This is a genomic window from Thalassospira sp. UBA848, from assembly GCF_002295455.1.
In the GTDB taxonomy this organism is placed as follows: Bacteria; Pseudomonadota; Alphaproteobacteria; order Rhodospirillales; family Thalassospiraceae; genus Thalassospira.
Genome location: NZ_DBGS01000065.1, coordinates 1 through 16,798 on the forward strand (window position 1 = coordinate 1; position 16,798 = coordinate 16,798).

General features: G+C 52.8%; 15 protein-coding genes. 13 read left to right on the top strand and 2 right to left on the bottom strand.

The genetic code is table 11. From position 1 onward, the window contains the following. The first annotated feature begins 1 nt into the window (after nt 1). From B2R48_RS08750 to B2R48_RS08765, 4 genes are all read left to right on the top strand, one after another. Complete coding sequence (locus B2R48_RS08750; protein ID WP_296999409.1) at nt 2-583, top strand: recombinase family protein; 582 nt, start codon at nt 2-4, stop codon at nt 581-583. Between the two features lie 10 nt (nt 584-593). Beyond that, nucleotides 594-2,210: an IS481 family transposase gene (locus B2R48_RS08755; RefSeq protein ID WP_296999464.1), complete on the top strand. Its 1,617-nt coding sequence runs from the start codon at nt 594-596 to the stop codon at nt 2,208-2,210. Nucleotides 2,211-2,222: 12 nt separating this feature from the next. After that, complete coding sequence (locus B2R48_RS08760; protein WP_296999410.1) at nt 2,223-3,197, top strand: ExeA family protein; 975 nt, start codon at nt 2,223-2,225, stop codon at nt 3,195-3,197. Between the two features lie 401 nt (nt 3,198-3,598). Further along, nucleotides 3,599-4,519 (top strand): alpha/beta hydrolase, encoded by a 921-nt coding sequence (locus B2R48_RS08765; protein WP_296999411.1) that lies wholly within the window; start codon nt 3,599-3,601, stop codon nt 4,517-4,519. A gap of 555 nt (nt 4,520-5,074) precedes the next feature. Here the strand turns inward: B2R48_RS08765 and B2R48_RS08770 are convergent. Beyond that, nucleotides 5,075-5,800 (bottom strand): GntR family transcriptional regulator, encoded by a 726-nt coding sequence (locus B2R48_RS08770; RefSeq protein ID WP_296999412.1) that lies wholly within the window; start codon nt 5,798-5,800, stop codon nt 5,075-5,077. Between the two features lie 147 nt (nt 5,801-5,947). Here B2R48_RS08770 and B2R48_RS08775 point away from each other — a divergent pair, with 147 nt between their 5' ends. The 9 genes from B2R48_RS08775 (at nt 5,948) to B2R48_RS08815 (ending at nt 16,249) form a co-directional block, all read left to right on the top strand. Beyond that, nucleotides 5,948-6,982, top strand: a complete 1,035-nt coding sequence (locus tag B2R48_RS08775; protein ID WP_296999413.1) for a transporter substrate-binding domain-containing protein — start codon at nt 5,948-5,950, stop codon at nt 6,980-6,982. Nucleotides 6,983-7,076: 94 nt separating this feature from the next. Continuing rightward, the gene (locus B2R48_RS08780; RefSeq protein WP_213473778.1) at nt 7,077-8,246 is read left to right on the top strand and encodes an ABC transporter permease subunit; all 1,170 of its coding nucleotides are present in this window, start codon (nt 7,077-7,079) and stop codon (nt 8,244-8,246) included. A gap of 4 nt (nt 8,247-8,250) precedes the next feature. After that, nucleotides 8,251-9,336 (top strand): amino acid ABC transporter permease, encoded by a 1,086-nt coding sequence (locus B2R48_RS08785; protein WP_296999414.1) that lies wholly within the window; start codon nt 8,251-8,253, stop codon nt 9,334-9,336. Between the two features lie 12 nt (nt 9,337-9,348). Then, nucleotides 9,349-10,089 (top strand): amino acid ABC transporter ATP-binding protein, encoded by a 741-nt coding sequence (locus tag B2R48_RS08790; RefSeq protein WP_296999415.1) that lies wholly within the window; start codon nt 9,349-9,351, stop codon nt 10,087-10,089. Between the two features lie 51 nt (nt 10,090-10,140). Next, on the top strand, nt 10,141-11,019 hold the full coding sequence (locus B2R48_RS08795; protein ID WP_296999416.1) for a dihydrodipicolinate synthase family protein: 879 nt from the start codon (nt 10,141-10,143) through the stop codon (nt 11,017-11,019). Nucleotides 11,020-11,077: 58 nt separating this feature from the next. Next, on the top strand, nt 11,078-12,316 hold the full coding sequence (locus B2R48_RS08800) for an NAD(P)/FAD-dependent oxidoreductase (RefSeq protein ID WP_296999417.1): 1,239 nt from the start codon (nt 11,078-11,080) through the stop codon (nt 12,314-12,316). Between the two features lie 24 nt (nt 12,317-12,340). Then, nucleotides 12,341-13,819 (top strand): aldehyde dehydrogenase family protein, encoded by a 1,479-nt coding sequence (locus B2R48_RS08805; RefSeq protein WP_296999418.1) that lies wholly within the window; start codon nt 12,341-12,343, stop codon nt 13,817-13,819. 3 nt (nt 13,820-13,822) lie between these two features. Then, the gene (locus B2R48_RS08810; protein ID WP_296999419.1) at nt 13,823-14,869 is read left to right on the top strand and encodes a proline racemase family protein; all 1,047 of its coding nucleotides are present in this window, start codon (nt 13,823-13,825) and stop codon (nt 14,867-14,869) included. A gap of 60 nt (nt 14,870-14,929) precedes the next feature. Beyond that, nucleotides 14,930-16,249, top strand: a complete 1,320-nt coding sequence (locus tag B2R48_RS08815; protein ID WP_296999420.1) for an aspartate aminotransferase family protein — start codon at nt 14,930-14,932, stop codon at nt 16,247-16,249. A gap of 128 nt (nt 16,250-16,377) precedes the next feature. Here B2R48_RS08815 and B2R48_RS08820 read toward each other — a convergent pair whose 3' ends face one another. After that, nucleotides 16,378-16,659, bottom strand: coding sequence for a hypothetical protein (locus B2R48_RS08820; RefSeq protein WP_296999421.1), 282 nt, complete (start codon nt 16,657-16,659; stop codon nt 16,378-16,380). Nucleotides 16,660-16,798: the final 139 nt, after the last annotated feature.

Here is a 16,798-nt window from a genome sequence, read left to right on the forward strand (position 1 = left end):
TATCGGCTATGCACGTGTATCTACAGACGATCAGAATCTTGACCTGCAAAATGACGCTTTGCGGGAAGCCGGTTGTGAGCGCATTTTCCAAGACAAGGTGAGTGGCGCCAAAGGTGATCGCCCCGGATTAAATCGAACCTACGAGGAATTGCGTCGTGGCGACGTGCTTGTTGTCTGGCGTCTTGATCGCCTTGGGCGGTCCTTGAAGGAATTGATTGCGCACGCCGAGATGCTGGCCGAACGACAAATCGGTCTGCGATCAATTACCGAAGCGATTGATACGACCACCAGCGGCGGCAAGCTGGTCTTTCATATCTTTGCAGCCTTGGCTGAATTCGAACGCAACCTGATCCGGGAGCGCACGAAAGCCGGTCTGGAAGCGGCACGGTCGCGCGGCCGGAAAGGCGGCCGCCGTAAGGCACTGACCAAAGACAAGCGTCGACACGTCGTGGACCTGTATCGATCAAGACAGCACAGTATTAAAGAGATCTGCGATCTGATGGGTGTGTCGCGGGCAACCGTCTATACCTATGTCGCGGAATTTGCCGATAGCATTGATGGCGAGGCCGACAATGAAAGGTAGGGCCGCACGCATACCGGCCGAGGCACTTCTAGCGCTTCGAACCAGATTGTCTTCTCTGCCCGCGCGAGACCCTGGCCGGGCCAGCGCTGTTGCACGGACTGCAGAATTATATGGCCTCAGTATATCGTCGGTCTATCGCCAGTTGCGAGACTTGCAACGCCCGAAAGGCTTGCAACGTTCTGATCGCGGCGTGCCGCGCGCAATATCTCAGGCTGAGATGGAACGTTATTGCGAAATTGTCGCCGCCCTGAAAATCAGAACAGAGAACGGTAAGGGTCATAAACTATCCACGAATGAAGCGATCCGGTTGCTTGAGGATCACGGCGTTGAAACCCCTGAAGGATTTGTTCAAGCTCCAAAGAATGTGTTGGCCGCATCCACTTTGAACCGGTGGCTTCGAACTTGGGGCTATGATCATCCTCGCATGATACGCGGCCCGGCCGCGGTTCGGTTTCAGGCCAGATATTCCAATGAACTCTGGCATTTCGACATGAGCCCGTCCGATTTGAAGGAACTTGATCAACCGGAATGGATCGAGCCCGGACGCGGTGCACCAACCCTGATGCTTTATAGCGTGGTGGATGATCGTAGCGGTGTTGCATATCAGGAATATCGCTGTGTGTATGGCGAAGATGCGGAATCTGCCTTGCGGTTCCTGTTCAACGCCATGGCACCCAAAGAAGGCACCATACTTCAGGGCAGACCAGTAGGATTGTATCTCGACAATGGACCGGTTGCCAAAAGCATCGTGTTCCAGACCGTCATGGGGCATCTTGGTGTTGATTGGCGCACGCACATGCCACGCGGCTCTGATGGTCGCCGGGTTACAGCGCGATCCAAGGGCAAGGTTGAACGTCCGTTCCTGACCGTCAAGGAGGCCCATGAAACTCTGTATCACTTTCATCGTCCCAAAACAGAGGCCGAGGCCAATAGCTGGTTGCTGAACTTTATCAACCGCTACAATGACAAACCACATCGCCATGAAGCCCATGGCCGGGCGGAAGACTGGTGTGCAAACTTGCCCGAGCAAGGTCTCCGCGAAATGTGTTCCTGGGAACGGTATTGCGCCTTTGCCCGGGAACCGGAACGCCGAACGGTTGCGGCGGATGCCCGAATCAACCTCAAGGGAGCCTATTACGAGGTAGACCCCGATCTCGCCGGTGAAGCAGTTCTTGTGTGGTGGGGGGTGTTCGATCAGGAACTGTTTGTCGAGTTTGGCAGCAAACGTTATGGGCCGTATCGCCCGGTCGGCGGACCGATACCTTTGCACCGCTATCGCAAACAGTCCAAATCTCCTCGCGAGAAGCGTGCTGACAAGGTTGCCAATCTGGCAGCCAGAATATCGATCCCGCGCTCGGCCTTGGCCGGGCCGGAACAGGTACTTTCCAGCGCAACGCTTATCCCCCTCGCTGAAGCAAAGTTTGAAGATCCGGACCCGTGGCACCAGTTCAGTTATGCCAGCACCCTCGATGCGCGTCGCGGTATTGCGGATTTGTTGGAAAAACCGCTGGCGCGGTTGAGTGCCGAAGACCTTGAATTCATCGAAGAGCTTGTCACCACCACGATAAACAAACGTGAAATTGCTACGGCAATCAAAACACGGTTCGGCAAGAACCATAAAACATAACAGGAGGCTGTCATGCTAACAGCGGATGTCAGGGCATTTTATGGCATCGAGAAGGACTGGGCGCTGGCCGGTTTTTTCGAAACGGAATGGCACCGCCAGATGATGGCCGACCTGCGGGCGGCCATTCTGGCCGGGAGGCTGGTTGCCATTACAGGATCTGTCGGTGTCGGAAAAACCATGATGTTAAACCGGCTTCAGGCTGAATTGGCCGCAAGCAAGGATATTCTGGTGGCGCGCAGTCTGTCGATCGACAAACCGCGTGTTGTTTTGCCAGCCCTTCTGACCGCCATCTTTCTCGATGTCTCGGGCGATGCAGATGTCAAAGTGCCGACACAGCCCGAAAAGCGGGAGCGCAAGCTTCAGGACCTCATCAGGAAAATGAGAAAAACCGTCGTTTTGTTCATCGACGAAGCTCATGACCTGCATGGCAACACGTTGACCGGCCTCAAGCGTCTGATGGAAATTGTCCAGGCAGGCGATGGGCTGCTATCTGTCGTTCTGGTTGGTCATCCCCGCCTGCGGAATGATCTGAATAAGGCGACAATGGAAGAGATCGGGCATAGAACAACCAAGATCATGTTTCAGGGGCTTGGCGATGACAGTCGCAAATATCTCGACTGGCTGCTGAAGCAGTGCCGGACCAAAAACACCAGGCAGGGAGACATTATTGCGGACGATGCGCTGGATCTAATGGTGGAACGCCTGTCAACACCGCTTCAGTTTACCGAACATCTGACACGCGCTTTCACCGAAGCCTACAAGCTTGGCGCCAAGCCTGTCACCCGGGAGATTGTCGAAGAAACAATTGCGATCGGCTATGATGATCTGGATGCCCGACTGGCGCGGCTGGGATACAGCGCCAAGACACTGGCAGAACAATTTGATACCCGGCTTCCGGAAATGCGCAAATTCCTGAAAGGACATCTGGATTCCGAACGCACACAAGAGCTTGGGCAGATGATGCGACAGGCCGGATTGCCAATATGATCTTCAGTGGCAATTAAAGTGATTTAATCACGATGATTGCAATCTGGTAGCAATTAACTCGACCCCATTGGCATTTAATGTGATTACGGTCAGGCTGATAAAATCACTTAATCTGAGCCGGAACAACGCGATAAGTGCGAGTTTGGTCGCCGATAAGTGCAATCCTCTATAATTACCCCTATCAACTAGCAACAGCACTTGGGGAAGAGCGTCCTGCATGGACGCTACCGGCACCTTATGCTCATTGGCTGACGCGTTATCGTTCCAATAATGGCGCTCTTTAGAGGGCTGCCTTTGGCACCCGCCAGTCTTTGCCAAGCAACTTCAAGAGAAGCTCCTTCAAGTTAAGGAACTTCTCTTGAGTAGCTGCAAGCAGAATAAAGTTCATCCGATGGTGTTACATGCCCGACACACAAAGTAACCGACATCCATCCCCTCACATGCTGGCAGCATCGCTTCCCAGAACGCTTCCCGATGCCCGTATTCGCTATGCTGAAGAAAGCCCCGTCCAGTTTGCTGATCTTAGAATGCCAAAGACAACACCGCCGCCTAGCGGTTTTCCGGTCGTTGTCTTCGTGCATGGTGGTGGTTGGCTTTCCGATTGGACGAAAGACTATTCTACGCCTTTTGTAGAGAGGCTGACCGAAGCAGGTTTTGTTACTTGGGATATTGAATTCCGCCGGATGGGTAACCGAAATGGCGGCTACCCTGAGACTTTCTGTGATGTGGGCAAAGCTACGGATTATTTACGTGAAGTTGCAAAATCCTACCCTTTGGACCTCAATAAAATAGTTGGCATGGGGCATTCCACTGGCGGGCATCTTGCACTTTGGTTGGCTGGGCGAAGAAACTTACAGCCCGGCGATCCACTCTTCGTTCCTAATTCACTGCCATTGAAAGGGGTTATCTCGATTGGCGGAGTTAACGATCTTGAGCACTCTCTTGAGTTCGGAGGTCGCACAGATATTCTCCAACTTCTTGGTGCAGAGTCTGCGGTTATAGCCAGTCAACTGTTTGCATTTACATCTCCGGCCAGGTTGCTTCCCTTCCGTATTCCTCAGGTTCTGATCCTTGGTAGCTTGGAAGATAGCTGGCGAAAAGACATGACCTATGCATATGCAGAAACAGCCAGGCAGTCAGGGGAAACAGTCAAGCTTGTAGAGCCCGAGGGAATGGATCACTTTGATGTTGTCGACCCTTTAAGTTCGGCACTGCCTCTGATAGCTCAGGAGGTAAGGGCTATGAGCTCGACGATAGAACGCACAACAACTCAGTCGCAAGGGCGCAACAAAAGTAATGCTTTCCACTTGCCGCCGAATTGATTTGCGGTTTCCCTATGCTTCCAAAAATTTGATGTGAGGGGGCGACCATCCGCGATCTGATCGTAACTGCAGAAAACAAGATCATGACGCCTGCCAGTTTCTCACCAATTGGTGGGACAGAAACGTCATTTTGATAAGTACCAGACAGAGCCCCCTCGCAAATTTGGTCTAACGTTTATGAAATCAACTTGAGTATTGTCTCGTCACGGCGAAATCCGGCCCGTCCGGATAGCTGGTGGTGTTTTAATATTGAGTTGCATTGAACCTTCACGGAAGGTGTCGCGCGGGATGAATTGGAGAATTGTCAGCTTTTCTGTCAATTCTGAAGATTTTTGTCATCTTTTGTGACAATCGGTGACAACTTATCTGGCAACGGAAAATGCTAAGGCGTTGATTTTGTGAGAAGTCGAATGTCAGCTTTCGTGGCACCTGACAGCAATACTCATATTATATGAGTATTGCTGCATCGCTTTGAATCCCCAGAAGAATTACATCAATAACACCAAACTGGTTTGTCATAATTCGGGGTTATGGAGTGACGGAGTTTGCCGCAAGCTACGTCAGAAGGCTCTTCGAATAATCGAACCCGTCCAGATACTTCGCCTGGATGAAACGCATGAAACGGTCATGAAACTGGCGGGTATGGGCATGTGCGAGTTGATCGGCTTTTTCGGTATCCTTGATGCGGATGGCTTCTATCATGTCGGCATGTTCTGATGTTAGCAGAGCTTCTTCTGGTGATGACGACAGATAGTCAAAATGCATGTGCAATAGACGTCGCCCTTCATCCAGCATGCGGGCATAGCCTTGCTTGAAATACGGGTTTCCGCCGGCGGTTGCGATTGCGACGTGGAAGTCCCGATTGGACGCGGACATGTTCAGATAGTCGTTCGTCTTACACGCATCCTCGAAGGCGCGAGCGTGTTTTTCAATCGCAAGCAAATCGTTCTCGCTACGGTTCATGGCCGCAAGGCGCGTACAAACCCGCTGATAAAGATCCAGTGCTTCGACGTATCTGGGGAACTGGGCAAGGTCTATGGGGGCAACCAGCGTTGAGCGGTTGGATAGCATGCTGACCAACCCATCGGCGGATAAGCGCACAAGCGCTTCACGCACCGGGGAACGCGACATGCCGAATCGCTGTGCAAGAAGAGTTTCCTCAAGCGGGGAGCCCGGCGCAATTTCGAGCGTCAGGATTTCAGCCTTGAGTTTTTCATACACATAGGCTGTGCCGCTGCCCTTCGATCTTGGTTTGTTGTCTGCGGTCTGTTTTTCAGCCATTTCAATCGATTGAACCTTCACTCGCCAGAAAATCCGTCTGTGTTTTGTTTAGCACCGCTATGGGGCCTGCACAAAATATATTGACGTGTCGGCAATGTGTCGACAAGATATTTGTGTCTACACAAAGTCGACACAGGGAGAAAATCAATGAAGAATATTTTTGCTGCTACACTTCTGGGGGCCTCACTGATTGCGACCGGAGCGGCAGCGCAGGAACAGGATAGCCGTTTGAAAACGGTTCTGGATCGCGGGTCTTTGCTTTGCAGTGGCCATAACGGATCATTTCTGGGATTTGCTGAAGTTGACGACGAGGGTAAGTGGAAGGGGCTTGATATCGAGCTTTGCCAGGCGCTTGCCGCAGGACTTTTCGGGACATCTGAAGGACATCTTGAAATCGTCCCGATCAGTTGGGCGCAACGCTGGCCTGCACTGCAGTCGGGTGACATTGATGTTGTTATCAAGGTGTCTGGCTGGACTCAAAGCCGCGATACTGAGCTAAATCTTCAGTTCAGCCGTCCATATTTCATCGGTGCATTCCAGGCGATGACAAAGACCGAGCTGGGGGCACAATCCATTGCTGATCTGGACGGTGGAACGATTTGTGTTGCGGCAGGTACGTCAACAGAACGCGCTGCAGCAACTTACTTGCAGTCCAAATCCATCGAGGCCGAACTTCTGACCTTTGAAAATGGTGACGAATTGCGCAATGCGTATTACGACGGTCGTTGTGATGCGTATGTCGAATGGGCGCCGTCCCTTGCCGCTGCACGGCTTGATGCACCTGATGGGGCAGATGCCCATGTCATCCTTTCCGATGTGATTGATCTGGAAGCAGAGGGCATCGTCGTTCCGGAAGGCGATCCGAAATGGCTTGATGTTCAGAACTGGATGCTGAACTCACTCTGGTTTGCTGAAGCGAACGGCATTACGGCTGAAAACGTTGATGAAATTCGTGCAAGTCCGCCCTCTGCGACAATCGAGAAGTTTCTTGGGGTGACGCCCGGTTACGGCGCGCGTCTTGGTCTTCCGGACGACTGGGCTTATAACATGATCAAGGAAGTCGGCAACTTTGCCGAAATCTATGACCGCAGTCTTGGTGACAGCTCGCCTTACGGCCTGCCACGCGGCATCAACGCACTCTATTCCGATGGTGGCGTGTTCTTCCCGTTGATTGTGGACTAGCTCTTCTTTGCCTCTGTCTCGCGATGTCGCCCGGGCAATTGCCTCCCATTTAATGCCCGGGCGTTTTCCCCAAAGCTTTCTTCGGAGGTTGGGCATGATTGCCATCCTCAAGAACCGACATGTCAGGGATACCAGCTTTCAAGCAGGGTTTGTCGGCGCGCTTATCATTCTGATTGTTGCCCTGGTGGTTACCGGAAAATCCAATCTTGAGGCGCAGGGACTGACATCCGGTTTTGACTTTCTCGAACGTTCCACGGGTTGGCGGATCAGTTTTTCGCTGATTGATTACACGACTTCGTCACCGTATTGGCTGGCCCTTGTTGTCGGGTTGCTCAATTCGGTATTCCTTGGAGCGATCTCTTTAAGTTTTGCAACATTCATTGGCGTTGCTGTCGGTGTGATGAGGACATCGGGCAATGGTATGGCAGAGCTCATCGGTACAACCTTTGTCGAGATTTTCCGCAATGTGCCGCTGATTTTGCAACTGCTGTTCTGGTATTCGCTCCTGCTGTCACTGCCGTCGCCTCGTGATGCTGAGCCGGTCCTAGGTGTGTTCGCCTTTACCGGGCGCGGGATCTATATACCGGGTCTGAACATCACAGGTCTCTCCGTCTTTTTGATTGTTTTGGCGCTGGTGGCTTGTGCAAGTGTCAGCCTGTGGCTGTCCACAGCAGACCGCTTTAAGGCGGCTTCGGTTGCTGTGCGTCGCAAGTGGAAATTCTATGCCTGGATTGTTACGGCAATTGTCGTGATTGCGACCATATGGTGGGGCCGACTACCTGAAACAGCGTTTTTTAGCATTCCGGAACATCGCGGCCTTAACTACCGCGAAGGTATTCGTGTTTCGCCGGAGCTGTTTGCCTGCATCATTGCAATTTCGATTTATGGTGCGGCCTATATCGCAGAAATCATTCGTTCCGGTTTTAACGCCATTCCTGCCGGTCAGGGGGAGGCCGGACATGCGCTTGGGTTATCGCGCTGGCAGATATTTACCAGAATTCGGTTGCCATTGGCGATCCGCATCGTGATGCCGACCCTGATCAACCAGTATGTCTGGCTGTTCAAGGCGACCACGATCGGAATTGCCATCAGTTTTACTGACTTCTTTATGGTTGTCTCAACCGCGATCAATCAAAGCGGTCAGACGCTTGAACTGATTGCCATTCTGATGGGCGGATTTCTTGTCATCAACTATTCGATTGCCTGGGTGCTGAATCGTGTCAATGACGCGATCAAGCTCAAGGGCACGCAGCTGAGGATATAACGTGATGAGTATATCCAATTCAGTTTCACACGATGGTGTGCGGACCTCGATGTTCGCTGCTATGCGCAAAAAATACTTTGCGACCCGCACGGATATTATCGTGTCGTCTGTCCTGGCGGTTGCGATGGTGTGGTTGCTGGTGAACGTCATTGACTGGGCGTTTGTCAACGCCGTGTTCGGTGCCGGCAAGCGCGAGGAGTGCCTTGCTGCAGAGGGGGCCTGCTGGTCGGTGATTGCATCACGCTGGCGGATTGTCTTGTTCGGTCTTTATCCCTTCGAAGAGCAATGGCGTTCCGGTGTCGCCTGCCTGATCATGGTGATTGTCGCAGTACTATCCTGTGTTCCGTATTTCTGGAATGCGAAACGGCTGACTGTTCTGTGGTTGTCAGGATTTGGGATTTTCTATGTTTTGATGCGCGGCGGGTTTCTTGGTCTGACCCCGGTCTTTGAGCAGAACTGGGGTGGTCTTGCCCTGACGGTGTTTATCTTTGCAGCCGTTTGTATTCTGGGCATGCCCCTGGCGATTGTTTTTGCGTTGCTGCGTCGCTCCGAGTTGCCGTGGATTTCAAGGACAATGGGGCTGATCATCGATACGATCCGGTCGTTGCCGCTTTTGACGATCATGTTCACCTTTGCAATCGTTTCACCGTTTGTCCTGCCAGACTGGGCAATCGGGGACAAGTTGTATCGGGTGATTATCGGCTACGCGATTTTCTTCGCCTGTTATCAGGCAGAGATTATTCGTGGTGGCATTCAGGCACTGCCTGCCGGTCAGGAAGAAGCAGCCAAGGCGTTGGGCATGGGGTATTGGCACCGTGTTGGCTATATCGTTTTACCCCAGGCCTTCCGCAACTCCTTGCCACCAACGATCAACCAGATCGTAATCACGTTCAAGGAAACGTCACTGGTGACCATTATCGGGTTCTTTGACGTGATGGCGTCCGGCCGGGCGGCTTCTGGCAACGCCGAATGGAGCTTTGCCCATGTCGAAGTCTATTTCTTCGTTGCCCTGATCTTCTTTGTCTTTGTTTTCTCCCTGTCGCGCTACGGCGCCTATCTCGAACGTCGCCTTGGCGTTGGCCGCCGGTAAAGGAGCATATTCATGTCTGAGCACGCGATCCTTATCAGGAACATGAACAAATATTACGGCAGTTTCCACGCACTCAAGAACATTAATCTTGAGGTTAAGCGTGGTGAGCGGATTGTAATTTGCGGACCGTCCGGTTCAGGAAAATCGACCCTTATCCGGTGCATCAACCGGCTTGAAGAACATCAGTCCGGTGACATTGAGGTCATGGGCACCATGCTTGACGAGAATGTGGATCATATCGATGAAATCCGCCGTGAAGCCGGAATGGTGTTTCAGAATTTCAACCTGTTTCCCCATATGACGATTTTGGAGAACTGCACTCTCGCGCCGATACTTGTGCGCAAGACTGACCGTGTCGAGGCCGAAAAAACCGCCATGGAATATCTCGCACGGGTCAAGATCCCGGAGCAGGCCAACAAGTACCCGGGGGAGCTTTCTGGCGGCCAGCAACAACGTGTGGCAATCGCACGCGCCTTGTGCATGAACCCGGAACTTATGTTGTTTGATGAACCGACATCAGCCCTTGATCCGGAAATGATTTCCGAGGTGCTCGACGTGATGGTTGGTCTGGCCGAGGACGGAATGACGATGGTCTGTGTCACCCACGAGATGGGCTTTGCCCGCCAGGTGGCTGACCGTGTCGTGTTCATGGCAGACGGTCAGGTGATTGAGCAAGGCGAACCGGAAACATTCTTTGAAAATCCGCAAAATGACCGAACGAAAACATTCCTAAGTCAGGTGCTTGGTCACTAACGGCCAGACAGACGCCCTGATACTCAAATCTGCAAGACTGAAAGGACTATTATGAAACTCTCAGGTGTGATGCCTGCCCTCGTTACTCCGTTTGACCAGGATGGCAATATCGATTTTGACGCTTTCGAAAAGCACCTTACCAATCTGCGGGCTGCAGGTGTAAGTGGCTGGGTGCCTTGCGGATCATCGGGTGAATACAATTTCATGTCAGATGAAGAGCGCGAAGAGGTCCTGAAATTCGTCAAGGACTTCGCTGTTGAAGGTGAAACCCTGATTGCCGGGACCAACGCCCCGCATACCAAAGGTGTCATTGCAAATACAGCCAAGGCCAAGGAGCTTGGTTATGACGCGGTGCTTTTGGCAACCCCGTTTTACACCAAGCCGACCGATGCCGAATTGCTCAATCATTTTAAAACTGTACTTGATGCGGTCGATATCAATCTTGTCCTGTACTCCTATCCGGATAAGGACGGGATCGAGATTTCCTATGACGTCCTTGACGGGCTTGCCGATCATCCACGCGTGATCGGTATTAAGGAAAGCTCCGGCTCCTTGCAGCGGGCGATTGGCATTGCAACTCGTTATGAGAACCGTATCCAGCTTGTTTCCGGCTCGGATGACATTGCGCTCGATTTCATGCTGTGGGGCGCCGAAAGCTGGATTTGTGGTCCGGCCAACTGCATGGGCAAGGCGGTTTGCGATCTTGATCGCACCTATAAGGCTGGCGATCTCGACAAAGCAAAGAAGCAGATGGCAACGCTTTACAAAGCAATGAACATTCTGGAATCCGGCAAGTTTGTTCAGAAGCTCAAATATGGTTGCGAGCTGCAGGGGACCCCTGTTGGCGAATGCCGTGCGCCGTTAGGCCCGTTGACCGAAGCAGAGAAAGCAGATTTTCGTGCTGCGATGGAACCGATCCTGAATTGGTAAACCGTTATCGGTCGGGCGGCGTGTTCGCCCGACCCTGCATTTGGTTGGATTGAAGTCGATGCAAAAAGTGATCGTTATCGGTGGCGGTGTTGTTGGAATCTCCTGTGCTCTGAAGCTACAGGACGAGGGGTATGAAGTTACCGTTCTCGACCCTGGTGAACCGGGCGAAGGTGCAAGCTGGGCATCGTGCGGCAGTATCGCGGTTAGCGAGGTCGTGCCACTATCAAAGCCCGGGACCATGCGACGTGCACCAGGCTGGATGCTTGATCCGACCGGGCCCCTGACCTTGCGGGCCGGTTCCGCCTTGCGGGTTCTGCCATGGTTCCTTCGGTTTGCCGGGAATGCCCGGGCATCACAGATTGACAAGATCAGTCGGGAGATTTCGGTACTGACCAGAACTGCGTTGGCCGACACGCAGGCGTTTCTTGGCGCCCTTGGCTTGTCCGACCTGCTGCGTCATCAGCCTGTTATTGAGCTGTATGACAGCGCACAAGACCTTGACCATGAAAGGGTGTTCCACGATGCCCGGCGCGCTCTTGGTTTTGACCTTGAAGAAATATCGGGTGCGCAAGCAGCCGAACTTGAACCGTCAATCGCATCGGATTTTGCCTATGCGGTAGTTCTGAAAGACTGGCGATCTGTTGTGGACGCCAAGCGCTTCGTCATGGATCTGCACAAGGTGTTTGTCGAACGCGGTGGCAAGACCAAACGTGTTGGTGCAAAAGGTTTTGTCCGAGAAGACCACAAGGTCACAGCGGTTCACGACGACAAGGGCGACGCCCATGTTGCCGATCAGTTCGTTATCGCCGCCGGTGCTTATTCGCGCAGGCTTGCGGCGGAACTTGATTGTCCCATTCAGATGGAAGGTGTCATCGGGTATCAGACATCATTTATTGATCCCGGCGTAACGGTTGAACATGGGCTGATTTATGCCAAGGGCGGGTTTGGCATAACGCCCTATGAAAGTGGTCTTGCCATTGCAGGCAGTATCGAGTTTGCGCATCTGGATGCCCAGCCAAACTGGAAGCGGGCAGATATCCTTGTGCAAAAGGCCAAACGTGTTGTTCCAGACCTTGAGACGCGGAACGGTGAACGTCGATTTGGTCGCAGACCGCTGACCCCTGACACCAAACCAATTATCGGCAAAGTGCCGGGAATGCACAACGTGATGCTGGCAACCGGCCACGGTCAACTTGGCGTGACACTGGCGGCAACCACGGGACGGCTGGTTTCTGAAATGATGACCGGTCGCCAGACAGAAATAGATATGAGTGCTTACAAGGCCGACCGCTTTTAAGCCGAATGCACAGGAGAATACGAGATGCAGGACATGCAATTCATCAACGGCGAATATATTTCTTCGGCATCAGGCAAGAAGATTGATGTAATCGACCCATCCAATGGCCGGGTGTATCATCAGGTCAGCGCCGGAAATGCGGAAGATATCGACAAGGCGGTCAAAGCAGCGCGTGCAGCATTTGATGATGGTCCGTGGCCCAAGATGTCGGGCAGGGAACGCGCGGCCATTTTGCGCAAGATGGGCGACATCATTAACGAACGCGTCAATGAACTGGCCAAGCTTGAAGTTCAAAATAATGGCAAACCATTACCCGAAGCCGTTTGGGATATCGAGGACACTGCGGGATGTTTTCATTTCTATGCCGACCTTGCAGAAGAACTTGATCAGGACGAAGGCAAAAACGTTCCCTTGTCCGAGCCACGATTTTCTTCAATTGCCGTTCGTGAACCGGTGGGCGTGGCTGGGGCAATCATTCCCTGGAACTTCCCGATGCTGATGGCGGCCTGGAAGGTTGCACCGGCATTGGCCGCCGGGTGCAGTGTCGTTCTGAAGCCCTCGGAAGTCACGCCGATTACTGCGCTTGAATATGGTGTGATCGCGCAACAGGCAGGCTTACCGAAAGGTGTCCTAAATATTGTGACCGGGCTTGGCCCGGATGCAGGTCAGCCACTGACAGATCACCCGGGCGTAGACAAGCTGGCCTTTACCGGTTCTGTGCCCACAGGTTCTAAAATCATGGCTGCGGCGGCGCGCGACATCAAGGCCGTAAGCCTTGAACTGGGTGGTAAGTCTCCCTTGGTGATCTTTGAAGATACCGATATCGAGGCCGCCGTTGAATGGATCATGTTTGGTATTTTCTGGAACAAGGGCGAGGTATGCTCTGCCACGTCGCGTGTCCTGATCGCGCGCAGTATTTATGACAACGTGCTGGCACGTCTCATCGAAGAAGCTCAGAAGATCAAGATCGGTCACGGAATGGAAAAGGACGTTCTGCTGGGACCGATCGTCAACAAATCACAGTTTGAAAAGATCAAGGCTGCGATTGCTCGGGGCGTGGAAGAAGGGGCGACGTTGGCATCAGGCGGTAGAACGCCGGATGGGTTCGAGGAAGGTTATTATCTTGAGCCGACCATTTTTACCGACGTGCCGCTTGATAGCTGGATCTGGAAAGAGGAAATTTTTGGTCCTGTGGTCTGCGTCCGTCCGTTTGACAGTGAAGAAGACGCGATCAGACAGGCCAATGATTCCAAATACGGTCTGGCTGCTGCTGTGATGTCAGCCGATCTTGAACGGGCCAACCGGGTTGCACGCGCGTTCCGGGCAGGGATCGTCTGGGTGAATTGCTCGCAGCCAACATTTACCGAAGCCCCGTGGGGGGGCTACAAGCAATCTGGCATTGGCCGAGAACTGGGTGAGTGGGGTTTGAACAATTACCTTGAAACCAAACAGATCACGACCTTTAACGATACAAGCCCTTGGGGCTGGTTCCTGAAAGAGTAAGTCATGCGTTGGTCACGTGTCATTCAGACTGTTGATGTTCACTGCGAAGGTGAAATCGGGCGCGTCATTGTCGGGGGTGTTTTGGACATCCCCGGAAACACAATGGGCGAGAAACTGGCTCATCTGAACGAGGTGGATGACAGTTTGCGCCGTTTTCTGTGTTCGGAACCGCGTAGCGGACCGGCAGGGTCGTTCGTCCTTTTGACACCTGCCTGCACGCCCGGGGCCGATGTTGGCATTATTGTGTTACAGCCCGATCAGGCACATGCGATGTCGGGCTCAAATGCCATGTGTGCCATCACCGCCATTCTTGAAACCGGGATGTTGCCAATTAGTGGTGAGAAAACATTGGTGACGCTTGATACGGCGGTCGGACTGGTGCGCGGAACCGCAACATGCCGTGATGGCAAGGTGGAATGTGTTTCACTGGATATGCCAGCCGCCTTCGTTGCCAAGGCTCAACAGGTGATCAATACCCCCCGGTGGGGTCCGGTAACCTACGATCTTTGCTTTGGTGGCGTGTTTTATGCACTGGTTGATGTCGATCAGATCGGTATGGACATACTTCCTGAAAACGCCAGAGATCTGGCAACTTTGGGTGTCGAGCTGCGCGAGCTGATTGCGATGGAAACCGATATCGCCCACCCGCTCGTGCCGGATGTCCGTGGTCTGGCCTACGTCATGTTCCGCAAACAGCTCGACAATGGTGTTTTGCAGACATGTACAACGCTGCGTCCCGGCCGGGCGGATCGGTCTCCTTGTGGTACAGGGTCCAATGCATCGATGGCGGTTCGCTATGCCAGCGGTCAGGCGAAGATTGGTGATGTCTTGACCACACGTTCGATCATTGGCGGCGAATTTGAAACCCGGCTGCATGGGACAGAGGAAGTTGGTTCCTACGACGCAGTGGTGACAACAATCTCCGGGCGCTGCTGGATATATGCCATGACGCAGATCGGTCTCGATCCTACCGACCCGTTTCCGCATGGCTTCATTTTGTCAGATACGTGGGGAGGTTCTGCTACGGGTGCTCAGGTAGCGGACGCATAATCCCCGTTCAAACAATGTATACGGCCAGCCAGGCCAACTCGAAATCAATAGGACGTCACGATGTCTCACCATTCCCCCAATGATCTGAACGCGTTCTGGATGCCTTTTACGGCAAACCGCCAGTTCAAAAAGCAGCCCCGCATGTTTGTCGAGGCCGACGGCATGTATTACACGACCGCCGACAACCGAAAGGTTCTGGATGGTACAGCGGGGTTATGGTGCTGCAATGCCGGCCATAAACGTCCGAAAATCGTTGAAGCCGTGCAAAAGCAGGTGGCAGAACTTGATTATGCTCCTGCCTTTCAGATGGGGCATCCCAAGGCGTTCGAGCTTGCCAGCCGCCTGATTGATATTGCACCGGATAATATGGAGCATGTGTTCTATACCAATTCCGGTTCTGAGTCGGTCGAGACAGCACTTAAAATCGCACTTGCTTATCACAAGGCGCGCGGGGATGCCGGTCGAACGCGCTTGATCGGGCGCGAACGTGGTTATCATGGCGTGAATTTTGGCGGTATCTCTGTTGGCGGTATCGTCAATAATCGCAAATTCTTTGGCAGCCTATTGACCGGCGTTGATCATTTGCCTCATACGCATTTGCCTGACAGCAACGCCTTTACGCGGGGCCAGCCTGAGCATGGTGCATACCTTGCAGATGACCTGGAACGTATCGTTGGCCTTCATGGTGCAGAGACGATTGCCGCTGTAATTGTCGAGCCCATGGCGGGGTCGACCGGTGTGCTGTTACCACCCAAGGGTTATCTTGAGAGACTGCGCGAGATCTGCACGAAGCACGGGATATTGCTGATTTTTGACGAAGTGATTACCGGTTTCGGGCGTCTTGGTACAGGGTTTGGCGCGGATTACTTTGGCGTCAAGCCCGACCTGATGACCACCGCAAAGGGTTTGACCAACGGTGTCATTCCCATGGGGGCCGTATTTGCCACAGCGGAAATCCATGATGCCTTCATGCAAGGCCCGCAAAATGCAATCGAGTTGTTCCACGGTTATACCTATTCCGGTAACCCGATCGCGGCGGCAGCAGGGCTGGCAACACTTGATACATATCGCGAAGAGAACCTTTTTGAACGAGCAGCCGAACTGAGCTCATACTGGGAAGAGATGCTGCACGGCCTTAAGGGCCTTCCGCATGTTATCGATGTCCGTAACCTTGGTTTGATTGGTGCGATTGAGCTCGAACCGATTGCAGGTAAACCCACCGAACGTGCGTTCAACGCCTTTCTTGAATGCTACGACAAGGGGGTGCTGATCCGTACGACCGGAGACATCATTGCACTGTCCCCACCTCTTATCATCGAAAAACAGGAAATTGATCGCATCGGCGAGACTCTTGCTGATGTTTTGAGTCAGATCGACTGAGTTAGATATCGTTAGAGATGAGGGAGCCTCTCAGCAAGCGGATTGCGATTGTGTTACCTATTCGTTTGCTGAAGAGAAATGTCAGCTTTTCTGTCAATTCTGCAGGTTTTTGTCATCTTTTGTGGTACCTAACATGTATGCAGGGATGTGATCAGATCTGTCACGATGTTCTGACGATTTTCTGCCGAGTGCGATACGTCGGTGAAATTGAGCATGACGGTGTCAAGTTTATCGCCAGCGGCTTCTTTTGACATCGTGCTGAGCTCGCGGGCCACTTGCCAGGGATCAAGCCCAAGCCTGGCCAGCATCGACAGGGTTGTAACAGGTGTTCCGTTCGAACCTGCGCCGATTATTGTCTGTAGGAAACGGTCGTATCGTATGTCGAGGCCGGTTCGTGTATTTTCCGTCATGCTTGACCAATCCATAAAAATGTCTGCTTGAGGCCCTTGTTGGGAAGCCTGATTTAGCCATCTTGGTTAAATCGTATTTGCTGGCATTATGGACGCGGCTGAATGCAGGGGACTTAATGTGGATTAGTCGATCCGTTCA

Coding starts and splice junctions, on each gene's coding strand:
- B2R48_RS08780 (WP_213473778.1), top strand. CDS start 7,077: ATGATTGCCATCCTCAAGAACCGACATGTCAGGGATACCAGCTTTCAA.
- B2R48_RS08795 (WP_296999416.1), top strand. CDS start 10,141: ATGAAACTCTCAGGTGTGATGCCTGCCCTCGTTACTCCGTTTGACCAG.
- B2R48_RS08765 (WP_296999411.1), top strand. CDS start 3,599: ATGCCCGACACACAAAGTAACCGACATCCATCCCCTCACATGCTGGCA.
- B2R48_RS08815 (WP_296999420.1), top strand. CDS start 14,930: ATGTCTCACCATTCCCCCAATGATCTGAACGCGTTCTGGATGCCTTTT.
- B2R48_RS08810 (WP_296999419.1), top strand. CDS start 13,823: ATGCGTTGGTCACGTGTCATTCAGACTGTTGATGTTCACTGCGAAGGT.
- B2R48_RS08800 (WP_296999417.1), top strand. CDS start 11,078: ATGCAAAAAGTGATCGTTATCGGTGGCGGTGTTGTTGGAATCTCCTGT.
- B2R48_RS08775 (WP_296999413.1), top strand. CDS start 5,948: ATGAAGAATATTTTTGCTGCTACACTTCTGGGGGCCTCACTGATTGCG.
- B2R48_RS08785 (WP_296999414.1), top strand. CDS start 8,251: ATGAGTATATCCAATTCAGTTTCACACGATGGTGTGCGGACCTCGATG.
- B2R48_RS08790 (WP_296999415.1), top strand. CDS start 9,349: ATGTCTGAGCACGCGATCCTTATCAGGAACATGAACAAATATTACGGC.
- B2R48_RS08820 (WP_296999421.1), bottom strand. CDS start 16,659: ATGACGGAAAATACACGAACCGGCCTCGACATACGATACGACCGTTTC.
- B2R48_RS08760 (WP_296999410.1), top strand. CDS start 2,223: ATGCTAACAGCGGATGTCAGGGCATTTTATGGCATCGAGAAGGACTGG.
- B2R48_RS08770 (WP_296999412.1), bottom strand. CDS start 5,800: ATGGCTGAAAAACAGACCGCAGACAACAAACCAAGATCGAAGGGCAGC.
- B2R48_RS08805 (WP_296999418.1), top strand. CDS start 12,341: ATGCAGGACATGCAATTCATCAACGGCGAATATATTTCTTCGGCATCA.